This window comes from Streptomyces sp. CA189, from assembly GCF_056428985.1.
In genome coordinates this window covers 13,434-29,515 of sequence record NZ_JBWJVM010000042.1, presented here as the reverse complement: position 1 = coordinate 29,515, position 16,082 = coordinate 13,434, and the positions used below count along the sequence as shown (strand labels likewise).

The following is a 16,082-nucleotide window of genomic DNA, read 5'->3' as shown; positions in this document are numbered from 1 at the left end:
CCTTCGACGAACGAACCGGTTGAGCGGGTCGCAGATCAGACCGCGAGCTCGACCGTGATGTTGCCGCGGGTGGCCTTGGAGTACGGGCAGACCTGGTGGGCCTTCTCGATGAGGTCCTTGGCGGTGGCGGCATCCACGTTCGGGATGGAGGCCGAGATCTTGACGATGATGCCGAAGCCGTCGTCGTTCTTGCCGATGCCGACCTCGGCGGTGACGGTGGAGCCGGTGATGTCGGCGTTCTCGTTGCGGGCGACGACGCCGAGCGCACCCTGGAAGCAGGCGCTGTAGCCGGCGGCGAACAGCTGCTCGGGGTTGGTGCCCTCGCCGCTGCCACCGAGCTCCTTCGGCGGGTTCACGACGACCTCGAGGCGACCGTCGTTGGTGGCGACGCGACCGTCACGGCCGTTCTCGGCGGTGGCAACAGCGGTGTACGCGACGTCGGACTGCTGGATCGACATGTAAGGAAATCCTCCTGGTAAATCGCCGGGACTCGCGCCCACGCGTCACGGCGGTGTGGAGTGAGCCTAACCGGTGAAAGAAACGATCATCTTTCCGGTGTTGTCACCGCGCAGCATTCCGAGGAAGGCGTCGGTGGCGTTCTCCACGCCCCGGACGACCGTCTCGTCGGCGACGAGCTGCCCGGAACGCAGCCAGCCGGCCACGTCCTGGACGAACTGGGGCTGCAGTCCCGCGTGGTCTCCGACCAGCACGCCCTGCAGGCGCAGCCGCTTGCCGATGACGAGGGCGAGGTTGCGCGGGCCGGGCACGGGCTCGGTGGCGTTGTACTGGGCGATCGCCCCGCACAGGGTGGCCCGGCCGTGGACGTTCAGGGAGGAGATGGCGGCCTCCAGGTGGTCCCCGCCGACGTTGTCGAAGTAGACGTCGATGCCCTCGGGCGCGGCCTCCTTGAGCTGCCCGGCGACGGGGCCGCTCTTGTAGTTGAAGGCGGCGTCGAAACCGTACTTCTCCGTGAGGAGCGTCACCTTCTCGTCGGAGCCGGCGGAGCCGATCACCCGGGAGGCGCCCTTGATCTTCGCGAACTGGCCGACGAGGCTGCCGACCGCTCCGGCGGCGCCGGAGACGAAGACGGAGTCGCCCTCCTTGAAGGAGGCGACCTCGAAGAGCCCGGCGTAGGCGGTCAGGCCCGGCATGCCGAGGACGCCGAGGTAGGCGGAGAGGGGGGCGAGCGAGGCGTCCACCGGGGTGGCGTGCTTGGCGTCCACGTCCGCGTACTCGCGCCAGCCCAGACCGTGCAGCACGTGGTCGCCGACCGCGAAGCGCTCGTCCGCCGAGGCCACGACCTCGCCGACCGCGCCGCCGTCCATGGGCTTGTCGAGCTGGAAGGGCGGGATGTACGACCTCACGTCGTTCATCCGGCCGCGCATGTACGGGTCCACGGACATGTGGAGGTTGCGCACCAGAATCCGGCCGGCGGCGGGCTCGGCGTCGACCGGCACCTCGCGCAGGGCGAAGTCCTCGGCTACGGGCCAGCCCTGCGGGCGGCGGACGAGGTGCCACTCACGGCTGACGGCGGGGATCTCGGACATGCGTCACTCCTGGATGGGGGAAGAAGTGCAAAATGCTTCAGGACGTGAAACAACCATGCGCCTGGATATTTCACGTTGTCAAGTAAATGGGTACGCTGGATCCATGCCCAGCCGTCGCGCAGATCCCCTGACCCTCGAAGTCGTCGAGCTCATCGGCGACGTCGTGACCCGCTACCACCAGGAGTACGAGCACGCGGCCTCCAGCCACCAGCTCACCGGCGCCCAGGCCCGCGTCCTGAACCTGCTCTCCATGGAGCCGATGCCGATGCGCAAGATCGCGCAGAAGCTGCGGTGCGAGCCGTCGAACATCACCGGCATCGTGGACCGCCTGGAGACCCGCGGCCTGGTCGAGCGCCGCCCCGACCCGGCCGACCGCCGGGTGAAGCTGGCCGCGCCCACCGAGGACGGCCTGCAGACGGCCGACCGGCTGCGCGAGTCGCTGGACTTCGCCCGGGAGCCGCTGGCCGGTCTCTCCACGGCCGAGCGCGCGGTCCTGCGTGACCTGCTGCGGCGGATGCTGGGCTGAGCCCGCGGACGGCCTGCGGGCCTTCCGCGGGCCCGCAGACGCCGGGGCCTCAGACCCTCAGCAGAAGAACCACCAGCAGTCGCGGGTGGGCGTCGGCGTCGGTGACGGGGGCAGGGACGGGGACTTCCCGGGGGGCTTCCCCTTGGGCCCCTTCGAGCTCTCGCTGGGAGTCGCGGAGCCACTGGAACCCGATGTGGCCGGAGCGGCGGACGCCGGAGTCCGGGAGGCGCTCCGCGACGGCCCCGCGCCGGAGGAGGAGCCCGACGCCCCCGCGCTGGAGGCCCCGGCACTCCGGCCGGTGCCGCCCGTCTTCGTACCCCCGGCCGCGGCCTTCGCGGTGCCGGCGGCCGGCCCCTTCGCCGAAGCCGTCCCCGAGGGCACGGCCGGATCCTCCGTCAGGCCCGGGAGCGGAGCCGGCTCCGCCGGACCCGCGTCGTCGGTCAGCACCACCGTCGCCGCCCGGTCGGTGCGCTCCCCGTCGGCCGCCAGCCGGGCCAGGCCCAGGGTGCCTCCGGCGGCGAGCATCAGCCCGAGCCCCACGGTGAGCGCGGTCCGGCGGCGCCGGCGGTGCCCGGCACGGCGGCCGGCGGCTCGGCGCTGACCGCGGCCCTGCCCACGTTCCCCGGACAGCACGACGAGGGAGTCGGCGTACACGTCGGCGAGCGCGGCCGGGTCGCTTCCGAACCCGGCGGCGGAACCGGGGGCGGGCGCGGCGGGCGCGGCGGATATCAGGTACTCGGCCGGGGTCCCGCATCCAGCGCACGCCAGCGCGCCGTTGAGGTACCTGCGGCAGGCGATGCAATAGTCCATGGCGCCCCGCAGGCTACGCGTTCGATCACAACGGCCGGATACCGGGATCGTGAGGATTCTGTGTGGAAGGGTGGAGTCCATGACGAGGACGCCGGGGACACCGCCCCTCACCCCGGGCCCCTTCGGCCCCGCCGGCTTCCAACTGGTGCTGCTCCGCCGGATGGCGGACTTCCAGCCGGAACTGGCGGACGAGGCCCGCCGACGGCTCGGCGCCTCCCTCGCCGAGCAGCGGGAGGCCAACAAGCGCTGGCAGGCCATGGTCCGCTCGCCGCGGTCCCGGGGCGCCCTGGCCCGCTACCGCTCGGTGCTCGGCCCGCCCGAGGCCGTTTCCTCCCGCACGATCGGCGATCTGACGTGCGAGGCCCAGCTGTGGCCGGTGCCGCTCTGGCCCGGCCTGCGCTTCGAGGTGCTCGCCGCGCCGGACGGGGCGGTCTGGAACGAGTGGCTGGTCCGGGCCCCGGGCGCGCCCGGTCCCGTACTGGAGTCGCCGCAGGACCTGCTGCCCTGGTCGGCGACGGTCGACGAGGTGGCGCGGGCCTTCGCCCCCGTCCGCCCGATGGAGGGGACCGCGCCGACGCGGTGGCGGCTGGCGTTCACCGCGTCGGGGCGGGCCTGCGTCGCGGAGTTCACGTACGGCCTGCTCCAGGACGTGTCCGTGGAGGGGGCTGGGCGCTAGGAGCGCAGGAAGGCCCGTACGCCCGCCGAGGTGGGGTCGTCCCCGAGCAGGTCGTTGTGCTTGAGGCAGCCGACCGGGGTGTTCGTCGCCCCGGTGAGCGGGACGCTGTCGTCGGGGTTGACGACCTCGTCGCAGTGGGACCAGAAGGTGGCGTACCGCACCGCGCCGGGGGTCTCGTCGCCGGAGTTCAGGTTCTTCACCACTTGACGATCCTCGCCCCCATGAACGGGGGCGATTCCCTTCAGCTCGCGTGAGCGGGCTTCGGGGCTTCACGCATCCGCCTCCGGCCGGTGGCCGGGACTCGCACCGCTCTGGTGCTGCGCGTGCTGTTGATGACAGTGCGGGCACGCGAACAGCCGGCCGCATCCCTTACGGGATTCGGGATCGACCCGGCGACACTTGGCGCAGGTCTGAGAGGTGTGGAACGGCGGCACGGCGACAAGCACGGACCCGTACATCAGGGTCTTGTACTCAAGCTGGCGCCGCCGTTCGCCCGGGGTGTTGTCGAGGATCGACCGGTTCAGCCCAGCCTTCGCCCGAACCTTCCTCCCCGGTGTTTCGGTGGTGCCCTTGACGGAGGCGGTCATGTTCTTCACACGCAGATCCTCGATACCGATCAGGCCGTGGCTTTTGGCGAGGTCGGTGGTGAGCTTGTGCGTGAACTCCTGGCGTCGATGGGCCCGCCGAGTGGTGAGCTTCGCGATATGGGCGATCGTCGTCCGCAGGCGGCGGCTGCACTTCCCGCCTTGGTGCTTCTTCGCGTAGGTGAGCTGGCGTGCCTTGCGCTGCTCCAGTACTTTGAGCCGCTTCTCCTCGCTGGCGGACAGCGTCGGCGGCAGGAGGCGGGGATTGGTCTCGGTCGAGACGAACGCAGACGCGGCAACGCCGAAGTCCACCCCGCAGGACGGTTTCCCATTCGGTACGGCCGGCTTGCGGCCGGTATGGACGCCGAAAGAGATGTGCCAGCCATTGCCGTCCCGGGACACGGTGGCGTTACGGATCGCGCCGCCGACGGCGCAAGAGAGGCGGAACCGCAGCCAGCCGAGTTTCGGCAGGCGTAGCTCGGCCCAATGACGGTTCAGCTTGCGGACCTCGACCGCCTGCCCCGGGAACGGAATCGACAAGCGGTGCCCACGCTTCTTCCTGGCTGGAAACCGGGCCGGGTGGTTGGGGTCCCAGAAATTGTCGTAGGCCCTGTCGAGGCTGCGCAGGATCTGCTGCCCGGCCTGTGCGGGCAGGTCACCCGACCAATCCAGCTCCGCACGGGCGGCCGTCAGCTGCTTGCACTGCTCGACCGAGCGCAGGCTGTACGTCCGCTGCTCCCACAAGTACACGCGCTGTTCCAGAGCCACATTCCACAGAGCACGCACCGTATGACCCCACCCGGTCAGGATCTGCTCCTGGACCTCAGTGGGGTAGGCCCGATAAAAAAGGACAGACATTGCCCTGTCCCGAGCGGTGCCGCTGGCTCTTCGTGACGCCATACCGACACAAAATGTTCACCGACGCGCATACAGCAGAACCGTCCGCCCCAGCCCTCACGTCAGAGCACTTCTCAGAATCACTTCACCACCGGGCTGAAGCCCGATGCACCGCGATTAATCCCGGTAGCCGAAGGAGAAGAGCTCGGAGTCGGCGTATCCCTCGGCGCGCAGGTCCTCGCGCAGGGAGCCCCAGACGCCGGGGTCGGCGTTGTAGCCGTGTACGAAGACCACCGGATCGCGCGCGACGGCCGGGCCGGAGGCCCGGGTCTGGGCGAGACCGGCCGGCGCGCCGGCCGCCGCGCCGGAAGCGGCGCCTGAAGGCGGGCCGGAGGCCTGGGCCGGGAGCGCGGGCGCCGCGAGCAGCGCCAGGCAGAGCGTCAGCAGCGCGAGCAGTCCCTGGCGGACCGTCAGCATCGAGTCCCCTTTACCTTGTTACGCACGAGTAGCACGATCGGTGCGGGCGTGGTCGCGCCTGGCGCCGCAGAATTCCACCCCCGTGCAGCACTCACCGGCACCCCTCGCGACCCTCCCGTATCGCACGACACCCCCCGCCCGGAGCATCAAATCGGGCAATACGAGTAATTCACCCGAGAAGATACGAAGTGTGACCGGCACCCGCCGGTCTTCTTGCGTCAGCGCTCTCGGGAGGATCTGCCGTGACCGTCAGTCTTGAGCAGTTGCGCCGCTGCCACGTGGCCGTCGACCTCGGAGCGGCCAGGACCCGCGTCTACGTCAAGGGCCTCGGCCTGGTCGTGGACGAGCCCAGTGTCGCCGCCGTGAACACGCGGACCGGCGCACTCATCGCCGTCGGCACCTTCGCCGAGCGGATGACCGGCCGCACGCCCGACTACATCCGGGTCGTCCGCCCGGTCTCCGGCGGCACCGTCGTCGACATCGAGATGGCCCAGCGCATGCTGCGCCACCTCCTCGGCGAGAAGCTGCGGCGCGCCCTGCGCCGCAAGCCCCGGCTGCGGGCCGCCGCCTGCACCCCGCACGACGCCGACCCGCTCGCCCAGCGCGCGGCGGTGGAGACGATGGTCGGACTCGGAGCCCGGCGCGTCGAACTCGTCGACACCCTGATCGCGGCGGCCGTCGGCTGCGGACTGCCCGTGGAGCAGCCGACCGCGACGATGATCATGGTGTGCGGGGCCGCCGCCACCCAGATCGCCGTCCTCTCCCTCGGCTCGATCGTCACCGCCCAGCGGATCCCCGTCGGTGGCGAGGCCATCGACCACGCCGTCGTCCAGCACCTGCGCCACGCGCACGAGCTGATGCTGCCCAGCCAGGCCGTCCGTCCGCTCCAACTGGCCCTGCACGGCAACGGCATCACCGCCGAGGGCCCGGCCTCCACCCTCATCCACGGCCGCGACGTGTCCACCGGACTGGCCCGCTCCGTCAACGTGGACACCGCGGCCGTCCGCGACGCCATCTACACCCCGCTGACCGCCGTGCTCGACGGCATCGGCAAGGTGCTGCGCGACTGCCCGCCGGACCTGGTGGCCGATCTGACGGACCGAGGGATCATGATGGTGGGTGGCAGCGCCCTGCTGCCGGGCCTGGACCAGATGCTCCGCGACGCGACCGGGATGCCCGTGGCCATCGCCGAACGGCCGGACGTCTGCGCGGTACTGGGCCTCGGCATGATGATCGAAGGGAAGATCTCCCCCATGGTTCTGAACCCCCTGGCCGAATGACGCACGCCGAGTCGTCCCCGGCGGCCCCCGGGGACGGGAGGGACCTGGCCGCCCGCCAGGTCGCCAGCCTGCCCGTCCTCCTGGAGGCGGTCCTCAACGTCGGCTCCGAACTCGAACTGCGGACCACCCTCCAGCACATCGTGGATTCGGCCACCGAGCTGTGTGCGGCACGGTACGGAGCGCTCGGGGTCGTCGACCCCGAGCGCGTCCGGCTGACCGAGCTGTTCACCTCCGGCCTGACCGAGGCGGAGAAGACCGCGATCGGCCGGCTGCCGGACGGCCGTTCCGGCCTGCTCGGCGCCCTGATCGCCGATCCGCGCCCGCTGATGCTGGATGACCTGAACCAGGACCCCCGCGCGGCGGGCTTCCCGCCGGGCCACCCCTCGATGAAGGGCTTCCTCGGCGTCCCGATCCGGGTCCACACCGAGGTCTTCGGCAACCTCTACCTCACCGACAAGCAGGGCGGCGGCCCGTTCACGGACGAGGACGTCGCGCTGCTGCGCGTCCTGGCCTCGCAGGCGGGGATAGCGATCGGCAACGCCCGGCTGTACGAGACCGCGCGCCGCCGGGAGCGCTGGATCGAGGGCGCCGCCGCCGTGACCACCACCCTGCTGGCGGGCCGGCCGGCGGCGGACGCGCTGATGTGCGTGGCCGAACGGGCCCGGCTGCTGGCCGACGCCGCGGCCGGCGTCGTCCTCCAGCCGACGCCCGAGGGCGGCATGGAGATCGTGGCCGCCTCGACGCACGGGGACCCCGGGGACCTGGTGGGCACGGCCATCGCGCCGGGCTCGGCCGTCCTGGAACAGCTCCTGGGCGGTGAGCCGGTGTTCATAGAGGACTCGGCGACGGACCCCCGGATGACCACCCACGTACGGGAGCGCTTCGGTCCCAGCATGATGCTGCCTCTCCAGAGCGGCGGCCAGCTCATCGGGACGCTCGCCCTGCCGCGGGTCCGCGGCGGCCCCGCGTACGACGCCGTCGACCGGCTGCTGGCCTCGCAGTTCGCCTCCCAGGCCGCCCTGGCCCTGGTCCTGGCGGACGCGCAGCACGACCGCGAGCAGCTGGCCGTCTACGAGGACCGGGACCGCATCGCCCGCGACCTCCACGACCTCGTGGTCCAGCGGCTGTTCGCGACGGAGATGATGCTGGAGAGCACCCGGCGGCGTTCCGACAAGGCACCCACCGGGGACACGGTCGGCGAGGAACTGAGCCGGGCCGTGGACGAGCTCGACTCCACCATCCAGGAGGTCCGCACGGCCATCTTCGCCCTCCAGCAGCCGCCGACGGACGCCCCGACCACCTTCCGCGGCCGGGTCCTGCGGGAGACCGGCGGAGCCGCGGTCCTGCTGGGCTTCCAGCCGTCCGTGCACTTCGCCGGCACGGTGGACGCGCTGCTGCCGGATCCGGTCGCGGGCGACCTCCTCGCCGCCCTGCGCGGCGCACTGGCCGCGGCACACCGCCGCGCGGAGGTCACCACCATCGACGTCGAAGTCGACGCGGTCCCCACCCGGGTCCGCCTCACCGTCTCCGACGACGGCCGCACGGAATCAGGCACCCGGGGCACCACCCTCACCTGGGAAGCCCCCCTCTGACCCCGACGGGCGGCGGCCGGGGCGGCCCTGCGGGCGGCCGTCCCCTACCCGCCCTTCCACCGTTCCCCGGGGGCCAGCCCCCGGAACCCCCGCTCCTCAAACGCCGGAGGGGCTGGGTACATCCAGCCCCTCCGGCGTTTGAGGAGCGGGGTCTGGGGCGGAGCCCCAGGGAACGGTGGAAGGGCGGGTCGGGGACTTCGCCCCGCAGGGCCACCCACCCGCACCGCGCGAGCCTCGCACCAGGCCGCGGCCGTACGCTGACCGCGTGACGACCCGCCCCTCGGCCCGCGCCGCCATCGCCTCCGCCACCGACCCCGGCAGCTTCACCGAACTCCCCACCCCACCGGGGGACTCCGCCCCCGACGGCCCCCTCGGCTGGGCCGGCTACGACGACTCCCGCGCCCGCGCCACCGCGCGGACCGGCGAGGACGAGTCCGTCGTCACCGGTACCGCCCGCATCGGCGGCCGCGAAGCCACCGTGATCTCCTTCGAGTTCGGCTTCCTCGGCGGGTCCCTGGGCCACCGCACCGGCGACCGCCTGGAGGCGGCCTACACCCACGCCCGCACCCACCGCCTCCCCCTGGTCTCCCTCATCGCCACGGGCGGCTCCCGCATGCAGGAGGGCATGCTCGCGCTGACCCAACTGCAGCGCGTGGCGCGCCAGTCCGCTCTCACCCGCGCCGCCGGCCTCCCCCAGCTCGCCGTGCTGCGCGACCCCACCACCGGCGGCGGCTGGGCCACCCTGGGAGCGGGGGCCGACGTGATCCTCGCGCTGCCCGGGGCGCAGGTCGGGTTCGCCGGGTCCCGGGTGCGGCCGCCGGACGCGGATCCGGCCGCCTACACCGCCGAGGGGCAGTACGCCGCCGGGCACGTGGACGCCGTCGTTCCCGCCGCGGAGCTCTCCGCGACCCTGGCGGCCTGGCTCCGGGTGCTCGCCGCGCCCCGCTCCGCCGAGCCCGTGGAACCCCCCGCCGCGCTGGCCGGCGTAGCGCTGCCGCCCACGGGATGGGACGCCGTCCGGCAGGCCCGTGACCCCGGCCGGCCGCGCGCGGGGCGGTACCTGGACGCGTACTTCGAGCTCCGCCTCCCCCTCTCGGGCGACCGGGCGGGCGGCACCGACCCCGGGATGCTGTGCGGGTTCGGGCTCCGCGAGGGCCGGGCCGTGGCCTACGCCGCCCAGTGCGGCACCGCCACGCGCCCGGCCGGGTACCGTACGGCGGCCCGCGTCGTCCGGCTCGCGGACCGGCTCGGGATCCCGGTGCTCACCCTCGTGGACACCCCCGGCGCGGCCAACGACGCCGCCGCCGAGCACGCGGGCGCGGGCGCGGCCATCGCCGACGCCTTCGCGGCGCTCGCCTCGGCCGGGGTGCCCGTCACCACCCTCCTCATCGGCGAGGGCGGCTCGGGCGGCGCGCTCGCCCTGGCGGCGCCGGGGAACACGTGGGTCACCCCGGACAGCTACTTCTCGGTGATCGCCCCCGAACTGGCGGCGGCCATCCTCAAGCGCCCCCCGGAGTCGGCCCCGGCGACGGCGGACCAACTGCGCGTCCGCCCCCAGGACCTGGTCGCCCTGGGGGTCGCCCGCGGCATCGTCTCCCCCGCGAAAGGGACGGACTAGGCGCGCATCGCGCCGGGTGCCGTTCCTCCACCAGGAAGCTCAAGTGTTGCTCTGAGATGGCAGGACAAGGGTTGGGCGCCCTGCCGGCCGGTGACACTGCCGGCAGACGAGGTGCGTCGCAACGGGTGGGGGCGGGTCTGGTATGCGGTGGGTGTTCCGGCGGTTCGCAAGGGGCTCGGACGAGATGCGGGCTCTGCACATGTACGACGTCGCGTTCCTGGCGGGCGGGGCCCGGCGGGTGGCGGACAGCGTGGTCATGGCGCTGAACGGGCGCGGGCTGCTCGTGGTGCACGCCTCGCGGGTGCGTGCTGTGGGTGGGCAGCCGCCCGGGCATGCGGCCGAGCGCGCGGCGATCGAATTCTGCGGGCGCAGCAAGAGCATCGACGCCCTGCGCGCCGCCCTGCAACGCTCCCCGGAGGTCGAGGAGATCGGCCGTCGGCTGGCCTCATGGGGTCTGGTGGCGGGCGCGCGTCGCCGGGTGACCCGTGCGGGCAGGCGACGACTGCAGGCGGCCGGGCGCGACGCGAGCGTGCCGGAGTACGTCCTCCGCGGGGCCACCGCCCTCCCGCAGGGAACTGCGCGACGCCGGGTTGGCGGCGCGCGGTCGGTTCCCTCCGGTCTCGGCCGGACTCTGAGGCGCATGGGCAAGGCCCTGGACGGCGACTCCGGTTCCGCCCCGGATACGGGCACACACTCCGGCGGCGGTAGCAGTTGCGGCGGCGGGGGAGGTGGCGAGTGAGGTCCTGTCCGGCGGGTCCCTCGGATCACCCCGCCCGACGCCCACGACGACGGGCCGGCGGCCCGGCAGTCGGCTGATCGCCCGACAGGACCTAGCGTCCCCAGCTCCGCGCCGGGAGCTTCACGTCCATCCGGTACAGCCGGGTGATCTCCTGCGGGAACTCGTTGTCGTCGCTGACCAGCAGCAGCCGCACCCGTCCGAACCCGGCACGCCCGTCGTCATCGGTGACCACCATGCCCTCGACGTTGTCGACCAGCGGGTGGTTCTGCGGCAGCTTGGACGGCGCGCCCAGCGTCGGGCAGCCGTCGAGGTCCCCGATCGGCGTCTTGCTCGCGGTCCGCAGACCGGGACCGTCCGCCAGCGCCGCCACCTTCGAGGTGTCCGTGGCGCCCAGCGGGTCGGCGGCGTACAGCCGCACCGTGATCTTGAACTGCTGTGTGAAGCCGCGCTCCAGCACGATCAGCCGGCCGTCGCGCGTCGGCGCGAGCTCCACCAGCCCGTGCCCGGCGTCCACCGGGTACGCGTACTGCCGGCCCAGGACGAACTCCCCGTCCCGGCCCCGGCGTTCCCAGGTCTGGATCCGCTGGAGCGTCCGCCCCTCGGCGTCCTTGCCGTCGCCGGCCAGTACGCCCTCGACTCCGGCGACGAGGGTGTGTCCGCCGGGCAGCAGGGTCAGCGATTCGAAGGTCTGGTTGACGGTGGCCCGGCCCGCGGGTGCGAGCTCGAACCCGTCCGGGATCGGCAGCGAGCCCAGCACCTCACCGGTGCGGGCGTACCGCCGGATCGCCGGGGCCGTCTCGTCCGTCACCAGGTAGGTGCCGTCGCGGTCGACGACGATCCCCTCGGAGTCGACGGCCTTGCCCGCGCCGTCGGTCAGCGGCAGCCGCGCGGCGGCCGTGGCCGTCGGGGTGTCGCCGCGGCCCACGTTCAGCTTGTACAGGACCGACTTGTCGGAGATGGCGGCGATGCTGCCGTCCCGGTCCACCGCGAGCCCGGAGAGCCCGCCGACCAGCTTCCCGTCGATGAGGGTCTTGTCGAGGGAGTCCGAGTAGCCCGCGACCGAGAGGTACGGCGAGCAGGAGCGGTCCGCCTCCGGCGCCCCGGGGGTCGCGTGGGTCGCGTGCGCCGCGAGGGCCTGCGGAACGAGGGCTCCGGAGAGCGCGGCGGTGGCCACGGCGGTGGTGACGAGCGTACGAAGGCGCATGAAGGCCTTCCTCCTGGATCAAAGGGGAGGTGCGAGGCGGGGGGTGGCAGTCAACTTCCTAACTGTCATATGGCTAACCGAAAGAAAACGGAAGACCCGGCAACGCGATGGCAACGAACCCGCCAACTTCCCTTCACATCCGGCCGGATCGGGCGAACCGCGCCGGACTGGTCCCCACGTGCCGCCCGAAGTGCCGTGTCAGGTGCGCCTGGTCGTAGAAGCCCGCCGCCACCGCGGCCTCGGCCGGCCGCATCCCCGCCAGCAGCAGCCGCCGCGCCTTCGCGACCCGCAGCCCGGTGAGGTAGGCGTGCGGAGGGAGCCCGAACGCCTGCCGGAAGCTGCGGATCAGGTGGGTGGGATGGGCGTGTCCCAGAAGCGCGGAAGCCTCCTCCAGGGTGATCCCGCCGAGGACCCGCGCGTCGAGGAGCTCGCGCAGTCGTACGGCCGTATCCGGGCCCGGAGCCCCGTACGGGACCACTCGGCGGCCCTCCAGCCACGTGCGCAGCCGCTCCTGGACGAAGGCCAGCCGCGACTGCGCCTCCAGCTGCTCGACCGCGCCGGCCGGCAACTCCCGCGCGCCCAGCGCGCGGTGCAGTGCGTGGACCCGGTCGCGCAGGGCGGCGTCGAGCAGCAGCGGCGCGTCGACGGCGGCGCCGGTCAGCGACTGCGGGAGCACGGACGCGTCGAGGTACAGCACACGCTTCTGGAACCCCGCCTCCGTGACGGTCCGCCCGTCGTGGACCACGCCGGGCGGCAGCAGGGCCACCGCGTCCGAGCCGCCGACGCCGTGCCGTTCGCGGTCGAGCCCGAAGTCGACGCGGCCGCCGTCGAGGATCATCAGCGTCCAGGTGTCGTGGACGTGGGCGGGATAGGCGTGGTCGGTGAACCGGGCGTGGAACACCTCGGCGATGCCCGGCACCGGCGGCTGCCAGGCGGAGACCGTACTGCGCGGGCGTATCGCGGCTGACATGTCAGGAATGTACAAGACCGGCCGGTGCGCGCCCCGGCAGTCTGCCCGTATGACGACACCCGAGAGCACGCACGAGAACGGCCGCCCGGCGGCGGCCGTGGTGAACATCGCGGAGAAGCTGGCCGGTTTCACCGAGCAGTGGGCCCCGCACCGGATCGCCCGGGTCAACGACTACGAGGTCAAGATCGCCAAGATCCAGGGCGAGTTCATCTGGCACACCCACGAGGACACCGACGAGCTCTTCCTCGTCGTCAGCGGCACCCTGACGATCCGGCTGCGCGCCGGGGACGTCGTACTGAACCCCGGGGAGATCTACGTGGTCCCGCGCGGGGTCGAGCACTGCCCGTGGGCCGACGGGGAGACGGCGATCCTGCTGTTCGAGCCCGCCGGCACCGCCAACACCGGCGGGGAGGTCAGCGACCGCACCCGCGAGCCGGTGGACGCGTAGGCCGTCTCTTCCGGATCGTGCCGGACCGGCGCGCGGCCCCGCCCCGGGCTGCCCCTCAGGCCTGCGGCGACCGCGCGTCGTACCGGGCGAACCCCCGCCACCGCGCGGCCAGCAGCGCCAGTACGAGGACGCAGCCGAGCCCGCCGCCCGTGATCGCGACGGCCGGGGAGGTCAGTTCGGCGGTGGCCCCGGCGAGGAAGTCCCCGAGCCGGGGCCCGCCGGCGACGACCACGATGAAGACGCCCTGGAGGCGGCCCCGCATCTCGTCCGGGGTCGCGGCCTGGAGCATGGTGGTGCGAAACACCATCGAGATGCTGTCCGCGCACCCGGCCAGGGCCAGGAAGAGCAGCCCGAGCCAGAGGTTCCGGGTCAGCCCGAACACGGCGATGGCCAGCCCCCACCCGGCGACGGAGAGCAGGATCGCCACCCCGTGCCGGCGGATCCGCCCCTGCCAGCCGGAGAGCAGCCCCCCGAGCAGCGCCCCGACGGCGGGGGCGGCGACGAGCAGCCCGACCGTCTTGGCGTCGCCGCCGTACCAGAGCACGGCGATGGCCGGGAACAGCGCCTTCGGCTGGGCCAGGACCATGGCGGCCAGGTCGGAGAAGAAGGTCATCCGGATGTTCGGCCTGGTCCCCAGGAAGCGCAGGCCGTCGAGCACGGAGGCCCGCCCGGTGCCGCCCGCCTTCCGCTCGGGCCGCATCGACGGCAGCCGCCACATCGCGTAGAGGGCGGCGCCGAAGGTGAGGGCGTCGATCAGGTACGCGGCCTGGTAGCCCCACCAGCCGACGATGAGCCCGCCCAGCGCCGGGCCGGCCGTCATCCCGAAGGTCATGACCACGGAGTTCAGCGCGTTGGCGGCCGGGAGCTGCTCGGCGGGCAGCAGCCGCGGGATCATCGCGGACCGGGCGGGCCCGTTGAGCGCCCCGCAGACGGACTGGAGCGCGACGACGGAGTACAGCAGCCAGACCCGGTGGTAGTCCATGAGCGCGGCGCCGGCCAGGGCCAAGGACAGGGCGGTCAGGCCGAGCGCGCTGGCGAGTCCGAGCGTGCGGCGGTCGACGGTGTCGGCGACGGCCCCGCCGTAGAGCCCGAAGACGACGAGCGGGACGAGCGAGCAGAGCCCGACCAGTCCGACGGAGAAGCTGGAGCCGGTGATCTCGTAGACCTGGAGCGAGATGGCCAGGGCCGTCATCGCCTGGCCCAGCCAGGAGACGATCCCGCCGATCCACAGGCGCCGGAAGTCCGGGGAGGTCCGCAGCGGGGTGAGGTCGGCCCATATACGGCGCCGGGGGCGGATGGACGGGGGTGGTGCGGTCGTACGAGTCACAACGGATGATAAGCCGCCCTTGCCCGGAGACCGGTCGATGCCCGGTCGGTGGCCGGTCGATGCCCGGTCGATGCCCGGTCTGTGCCCGGTCGGGCGGACTCCGCCTTTCCGCACGCGCACCATTCGCCCCACCCGGAACCCGGGCCCCGCGGCGGAGCATTATTGCTGCTAACTCGCCACTATCACCGGACATTTGACCGAATAGACGTGCGCTCCTCGCCTGGAGTTCAGCTCATGATGAAAAGACTCGTATGTCCAGGGAGGCGCAGTGATCGAACCTGGCACCAGCACCACGAGCACCGGAACCACGCAGACAGAGGCACCGCGCGCGAGCGATCCGGTCTTCCCCCTCACCCTGGGCGTCGAGGAGGAATTCCTCCTCGTCGACGCCCGCACCCTGCGGGTGGTCCCGGCCGCCCCGCTCGTCCTGTCCACCGCCGCGGGGCTCCCCCACGAGCTGCACCCCGAGGGCACCCGCTACCAGGTGGAGATCTCCACCCCCGTCGCCGACTCGGCCGCGATCCTGCGCAGCGAGCTCGGCGGCCTGCGGCGCACCCTCGCGCGGGCCGCCCGCGCACACGGCTGCCGGCTGCTGGCCGCGCCCTCGCCGGTGCTCGCCGTGGAGGGCCCGCTCCACCTGACCGACGACGAGCCGCGCCAGCGCGAGCAGGCCCGGCGCTTCGGCGCGCTCACCGACACCCTCGTCAGCTGCGGCCGGCACATCCACATCGGCACCCTCGACGTGGACACGGCGGTGGCCGTCTCCAACCGGGTCCGGCCCTGGCTGCCCACACTGATCGCACTGGCGGCCAACTCCCCCTTCTGGGGCGGCCGCGACACCGGCCACGCCAGTTGGCGGGCGATGGCCTGGGCGGGCTGGCCGTCGGCGGGCCTGCCCCCGCACTTCACCTCGACGGCCCACTTCCGGCGCTCCGTGCAGACCCTGCTCGGCTCCGGGGCGGCCCTCGACACCAAGATGGTCTATTGGGACCTCCGGCCCTCGGGGAACTGGCCGACGCTCGAACTCCGGGCCCCCGACATGTCCCCGGACATCGATTCGGCCATCCTCCAGGCCGAACTGGCCCGCGCCCTCGTCGCGACGGCCCTGCGCGAGGTCGCCGAGCAGCGGCCCGACCCGCCCGTACGGGACGACGTACTGCGCCTCGCGCGCTGGCGGGCGGCCCACGACGGCCTGGAGGGCTTCGGGCTGGACCCGTACACGGGCGTCGAACTCCCGGCGGCGGACCTGGCGGAGGCCCTGCTCGACCTGGTGGCCCCCGAACTGGCCGCGTCCGGCGACCTCGACCACGCGGCGAGAACCATGGCCGGCCTCCTGCGCGACGGCTCGGGCGCCCACCGCCAGCGCACGGCCTTCGCCCGCCGCGGCGATCTGAAGGACGTCCTGCGCCACCTGGCCGACGAGACGGAGGCCTTCTGACCCCGCCGG

Annotated in this window: 17 protein-coding genes; 8 read left to right on the top strand and 9 right to left on the bottom strand. The window is 73.0% G+C overall.

Annotated elements, in window-relative coordinates; translation table 11 throughout:
- Nucleotides 1–35 precede the first annotated feature (35 nt).
- Both AC061S_RS27020 and AC061S_RS27015 read right to left on the bottom strand, forming a co-directional pair.
- Nucleotides 36–458 (bottom strand): organic hydroperoxide resistance protein, encoded by a 423-nt coding sequence (locus AC061S_RS27020; protein WP_266909067.1) that lies wholly within the window; start codon nucleotides 456–458, stop codon nucleotides 36–38.
- A gap of 66 nt (nucleotides 459–524) precedes the next feature.
- Nucleotides 525–1,547, bottom strand: coding sequence for an NADP-dependent oxidoreductase (locus tag AC061S_RS27015; protein ID WP_478688485.1), 1,023 nt, complete (start codon nucleotides 1,545–1,547; stop codon nucleotides 525–527).
- 103 nt (nucleotides 1,548–1,650) lie between these two features.
- Between AC061S_RS27015 and AC061S_RS27010 the strand changes: the two genes are divergently transcribed.
- Complete coding sequence (locus AC061S_RS27010) at nucleotides 1,651–2,073, top strand: MarR family winged helix-turn-helix transcriptional regulator (RefSeq protein ID WP_478688484.1); 423 nt, start codon at nucleotides 1,651–1,653, stop codon at nucleotides 2,071–2,073.
- Nucleotides 2,074–2,130: 57 nt separating this feature from the next.
- On the opposite strand, the gene AC061S_RS27005 is transcribed toward AC061S_RS27010, so the two are convergent.
- The gene (locus AC061S_RS27005; RefSeq protein ID WP_478688483.1) at nucleotides 2,131–2,883 is read right to left on the bottom strand and encodes an SCO2400 family protein; all 753 of its coding nucleotides are present in this window, start codon (nucleotides 2,881–2,883) and stop codon (nucleotides 2,131–2,133) included.
- 79 nt (nucleotides 2,884–2,962) lie between these two features.
- Between AC061S_RS27005 and AC061S_RS27000 the strand changes: the two genes are divergently transcribed.
- Nucleotides 2,963–3,559 carry an RNA-binding protein gene (locus tag AC061S_RS27000; protein ID WP_478688482.1) on the top strand — a complete coding sequence of 199 codons (597 nt, stop codon included), beginning with the start codon at nucleotides 2,963–2,965 and terminating at the stop codon, nucleotides 3,557–3,559.
- On the opposite strand, the gene AC061S_RS26995 is transcribed toward AC061S_RS27000, so the two are convergent.
- The 3 genes from AC061S_RS26995 to AC061S_RS26985 all read right to left on the bottom strand — a co-directional run bounded on the left by AC061S_RS26995 (nucleotide 3,556) and on the right by AC061S_RS26985 (nucleotide 5,457).
- Nucleotides 3,556–3,762: a hypothetical protein gene (locus tag AC061S_RS26995; protein WP_478688481.1), complete on the bottom strand. Its 207-nt coding sequence runs from the start codon at nucleotides 3,760–3,762 to the stop codon at nucleotides 3,556–3,558. The two genes, AC061S_RS27000 and AC061S_RS26995, sit on opposite strands and share 4 nt — an antisense overlap.
- Before the next feature lie 66 nt (nucleotides 3,763–3,828).
- On the bottom strand, nucleotides 3,829–5,001 hold the full coding sequence (locus AC061S_RS26990; protein ID WP_478688480.1) for an RNA-guided endonuclease InsQ/TnpB family protein: 1,173 nt from the start codon (nucleotides 4,999–5,001) through the stop codon (nucleotides 3,829–3,831).
- A gap of 156 nt (nucleotides 5,002–5,157) precedes the next feature.
- The gene (locus AC061S_RS26985) at nucleotides 5,158–5,457 is read right to left on the bottom strand and encodes an esterase/lipase family protein (RefSeq protein WP_478688479.1); all 300 of its coding nucleotides are present in this window, start codon (nucleotides 5,455–5,457) and stop codon (nucleotides 5,158–5,160) included.
- Between the two features lie 242 nt (nucleotides 5,458–5,699).
- On the opposite strand from AC061S_RS26985, the gene AC061S_RS26980 reads away from it, so the two are divergent.
- The 4 genes from AC061S_RS26980 (at nucleotide 5,700) to AC061S_RS26965 (ending at nucleotide 10,686) form a co-directional block, all read left to right on the top strand.
- A complete protein-coding gene (locus tag AC061S_RS26980) occupies nucleotides 5,700–6,737 on the top strand; it encodes a rod shape-determining protein (protein WP_478688478.1) in 1,038 nt (345 codons plus the stop codon).
- Nucleotides 6,734–8,329, top strand: coding sequence for a sensor histidine kinase (locus AC061S_RS26975; RefSeq protein ID WP_478688477.1), 1,596 nt, complete (start codon nucleotides 6,734–6,736; stop codon nucleotides 8,327–8,329). Before AC061S_RS26980 ends, AC061S_RS26975 begins: the two co-directional genes overlap by 4 nt.
- 265 nt (nucleotides 8,330–8,594) lie before the next feature.
- A complete protein-coding gene (locus tag AC061S_RS26970; protein ID WP_478688476.1) occupies nucleotides 8,595–9,947 on the top strand; it encodes a carboxyl transferase domain-containing protein in 1,353 nt (450 codons plus the stop codon).
- A 142-nt stretch (nucleotides 9,948–10,089) separates the two neighbouring features.
- A complete protein-coding gene (locus tag AC061S_RS26965) occupies nucleotides 10,090–10,686 on the top strand; it encodes a TIGR04222 domain-containing membrane protein (protein ID WP_478688475.1) in 597 nt (198 codons plus the stop codon).
- 91 nt (nucleotides 10,687–10,777) lie between these two features.
- On the opposite strand, the gene AC061S_RS26960 is transcribed toward AC061S_RS26965, so the two are convergent.
- Nucleotides 10,778–11,890 carry an esterase-like activity of phytase family protein gene (locus tag AC061S_RS26960; protein ID WP_478688474.1) on the bottom strand — a complete coding sequence of 371 codons (1,113 nt, stop codon included), beginning with the start codon at nucleotides 11,888–11,890 and terminating at the stop codon, nucleotides 10,778–10,780.
- Between the two features lie 133 nt (nucleotides 11,891–12,023).
- A complete protein-coding gene (locus tag AC061S_RS26955; protein ID WP_478688473.1) occupies nucleotides 12,024–12,860 on the bottom strand; it encodes a helix-turn-helix domain-containing protein in 837 nt (278 codons plus the stop codon).
- 49 nt (nucleotides 12,861–12,909) lie between these two features.
- On the opposite strand from AC061S_RS26955, the gene AC061S_RS26950 reads away from it, so the two are divergent.
- Nucleotides 12,910–13,308, top strand: coding sequence for a cupin domain-containing protein (locus tag AC061S_RS26950; protein WP_478688472.1), 399 nt, complete (start codon nucleotides 12,910–12,912; stop codon nucleotides 13,306–13,308).
- 55 nt (nucleotides 13,309–13,363) lie between these two features.
- On the opposite strand, the gene AC061S_RS26945 is transcribed toward AC061S_RS26950, so the two are convergent.
- On the bottom strand, nucleotides 13,364–14,635 hold the full coding sequence (locus tag AC061S_RS26945; RefSeq protein ID WP_478688471.1) for an MFS transporter: 1,272 nt from the start codon (nucleotides 14,633–14,635) through the stop codon (nucleotides 13,364–13,366).
- Between the two features lie 268 nt (nucleotides 14,636–14,903).
- Here AC061S_RS26945 and AC061S_RS26940 point away from each other — a divergent pair, with 268 nt between their 5' ends.
- A complete protein-coding gene (locus tag AC061S_RS26940; protein WP_478688470.1) occupies nucleotides 14,904–16,073 on the top strand; it encodes a carboxylate-amine ligase in 1,170 nt (389 codons plus the stop codon).
- Nucleotides 16,074–16,082: the final 9 nt, after the last annotated feature.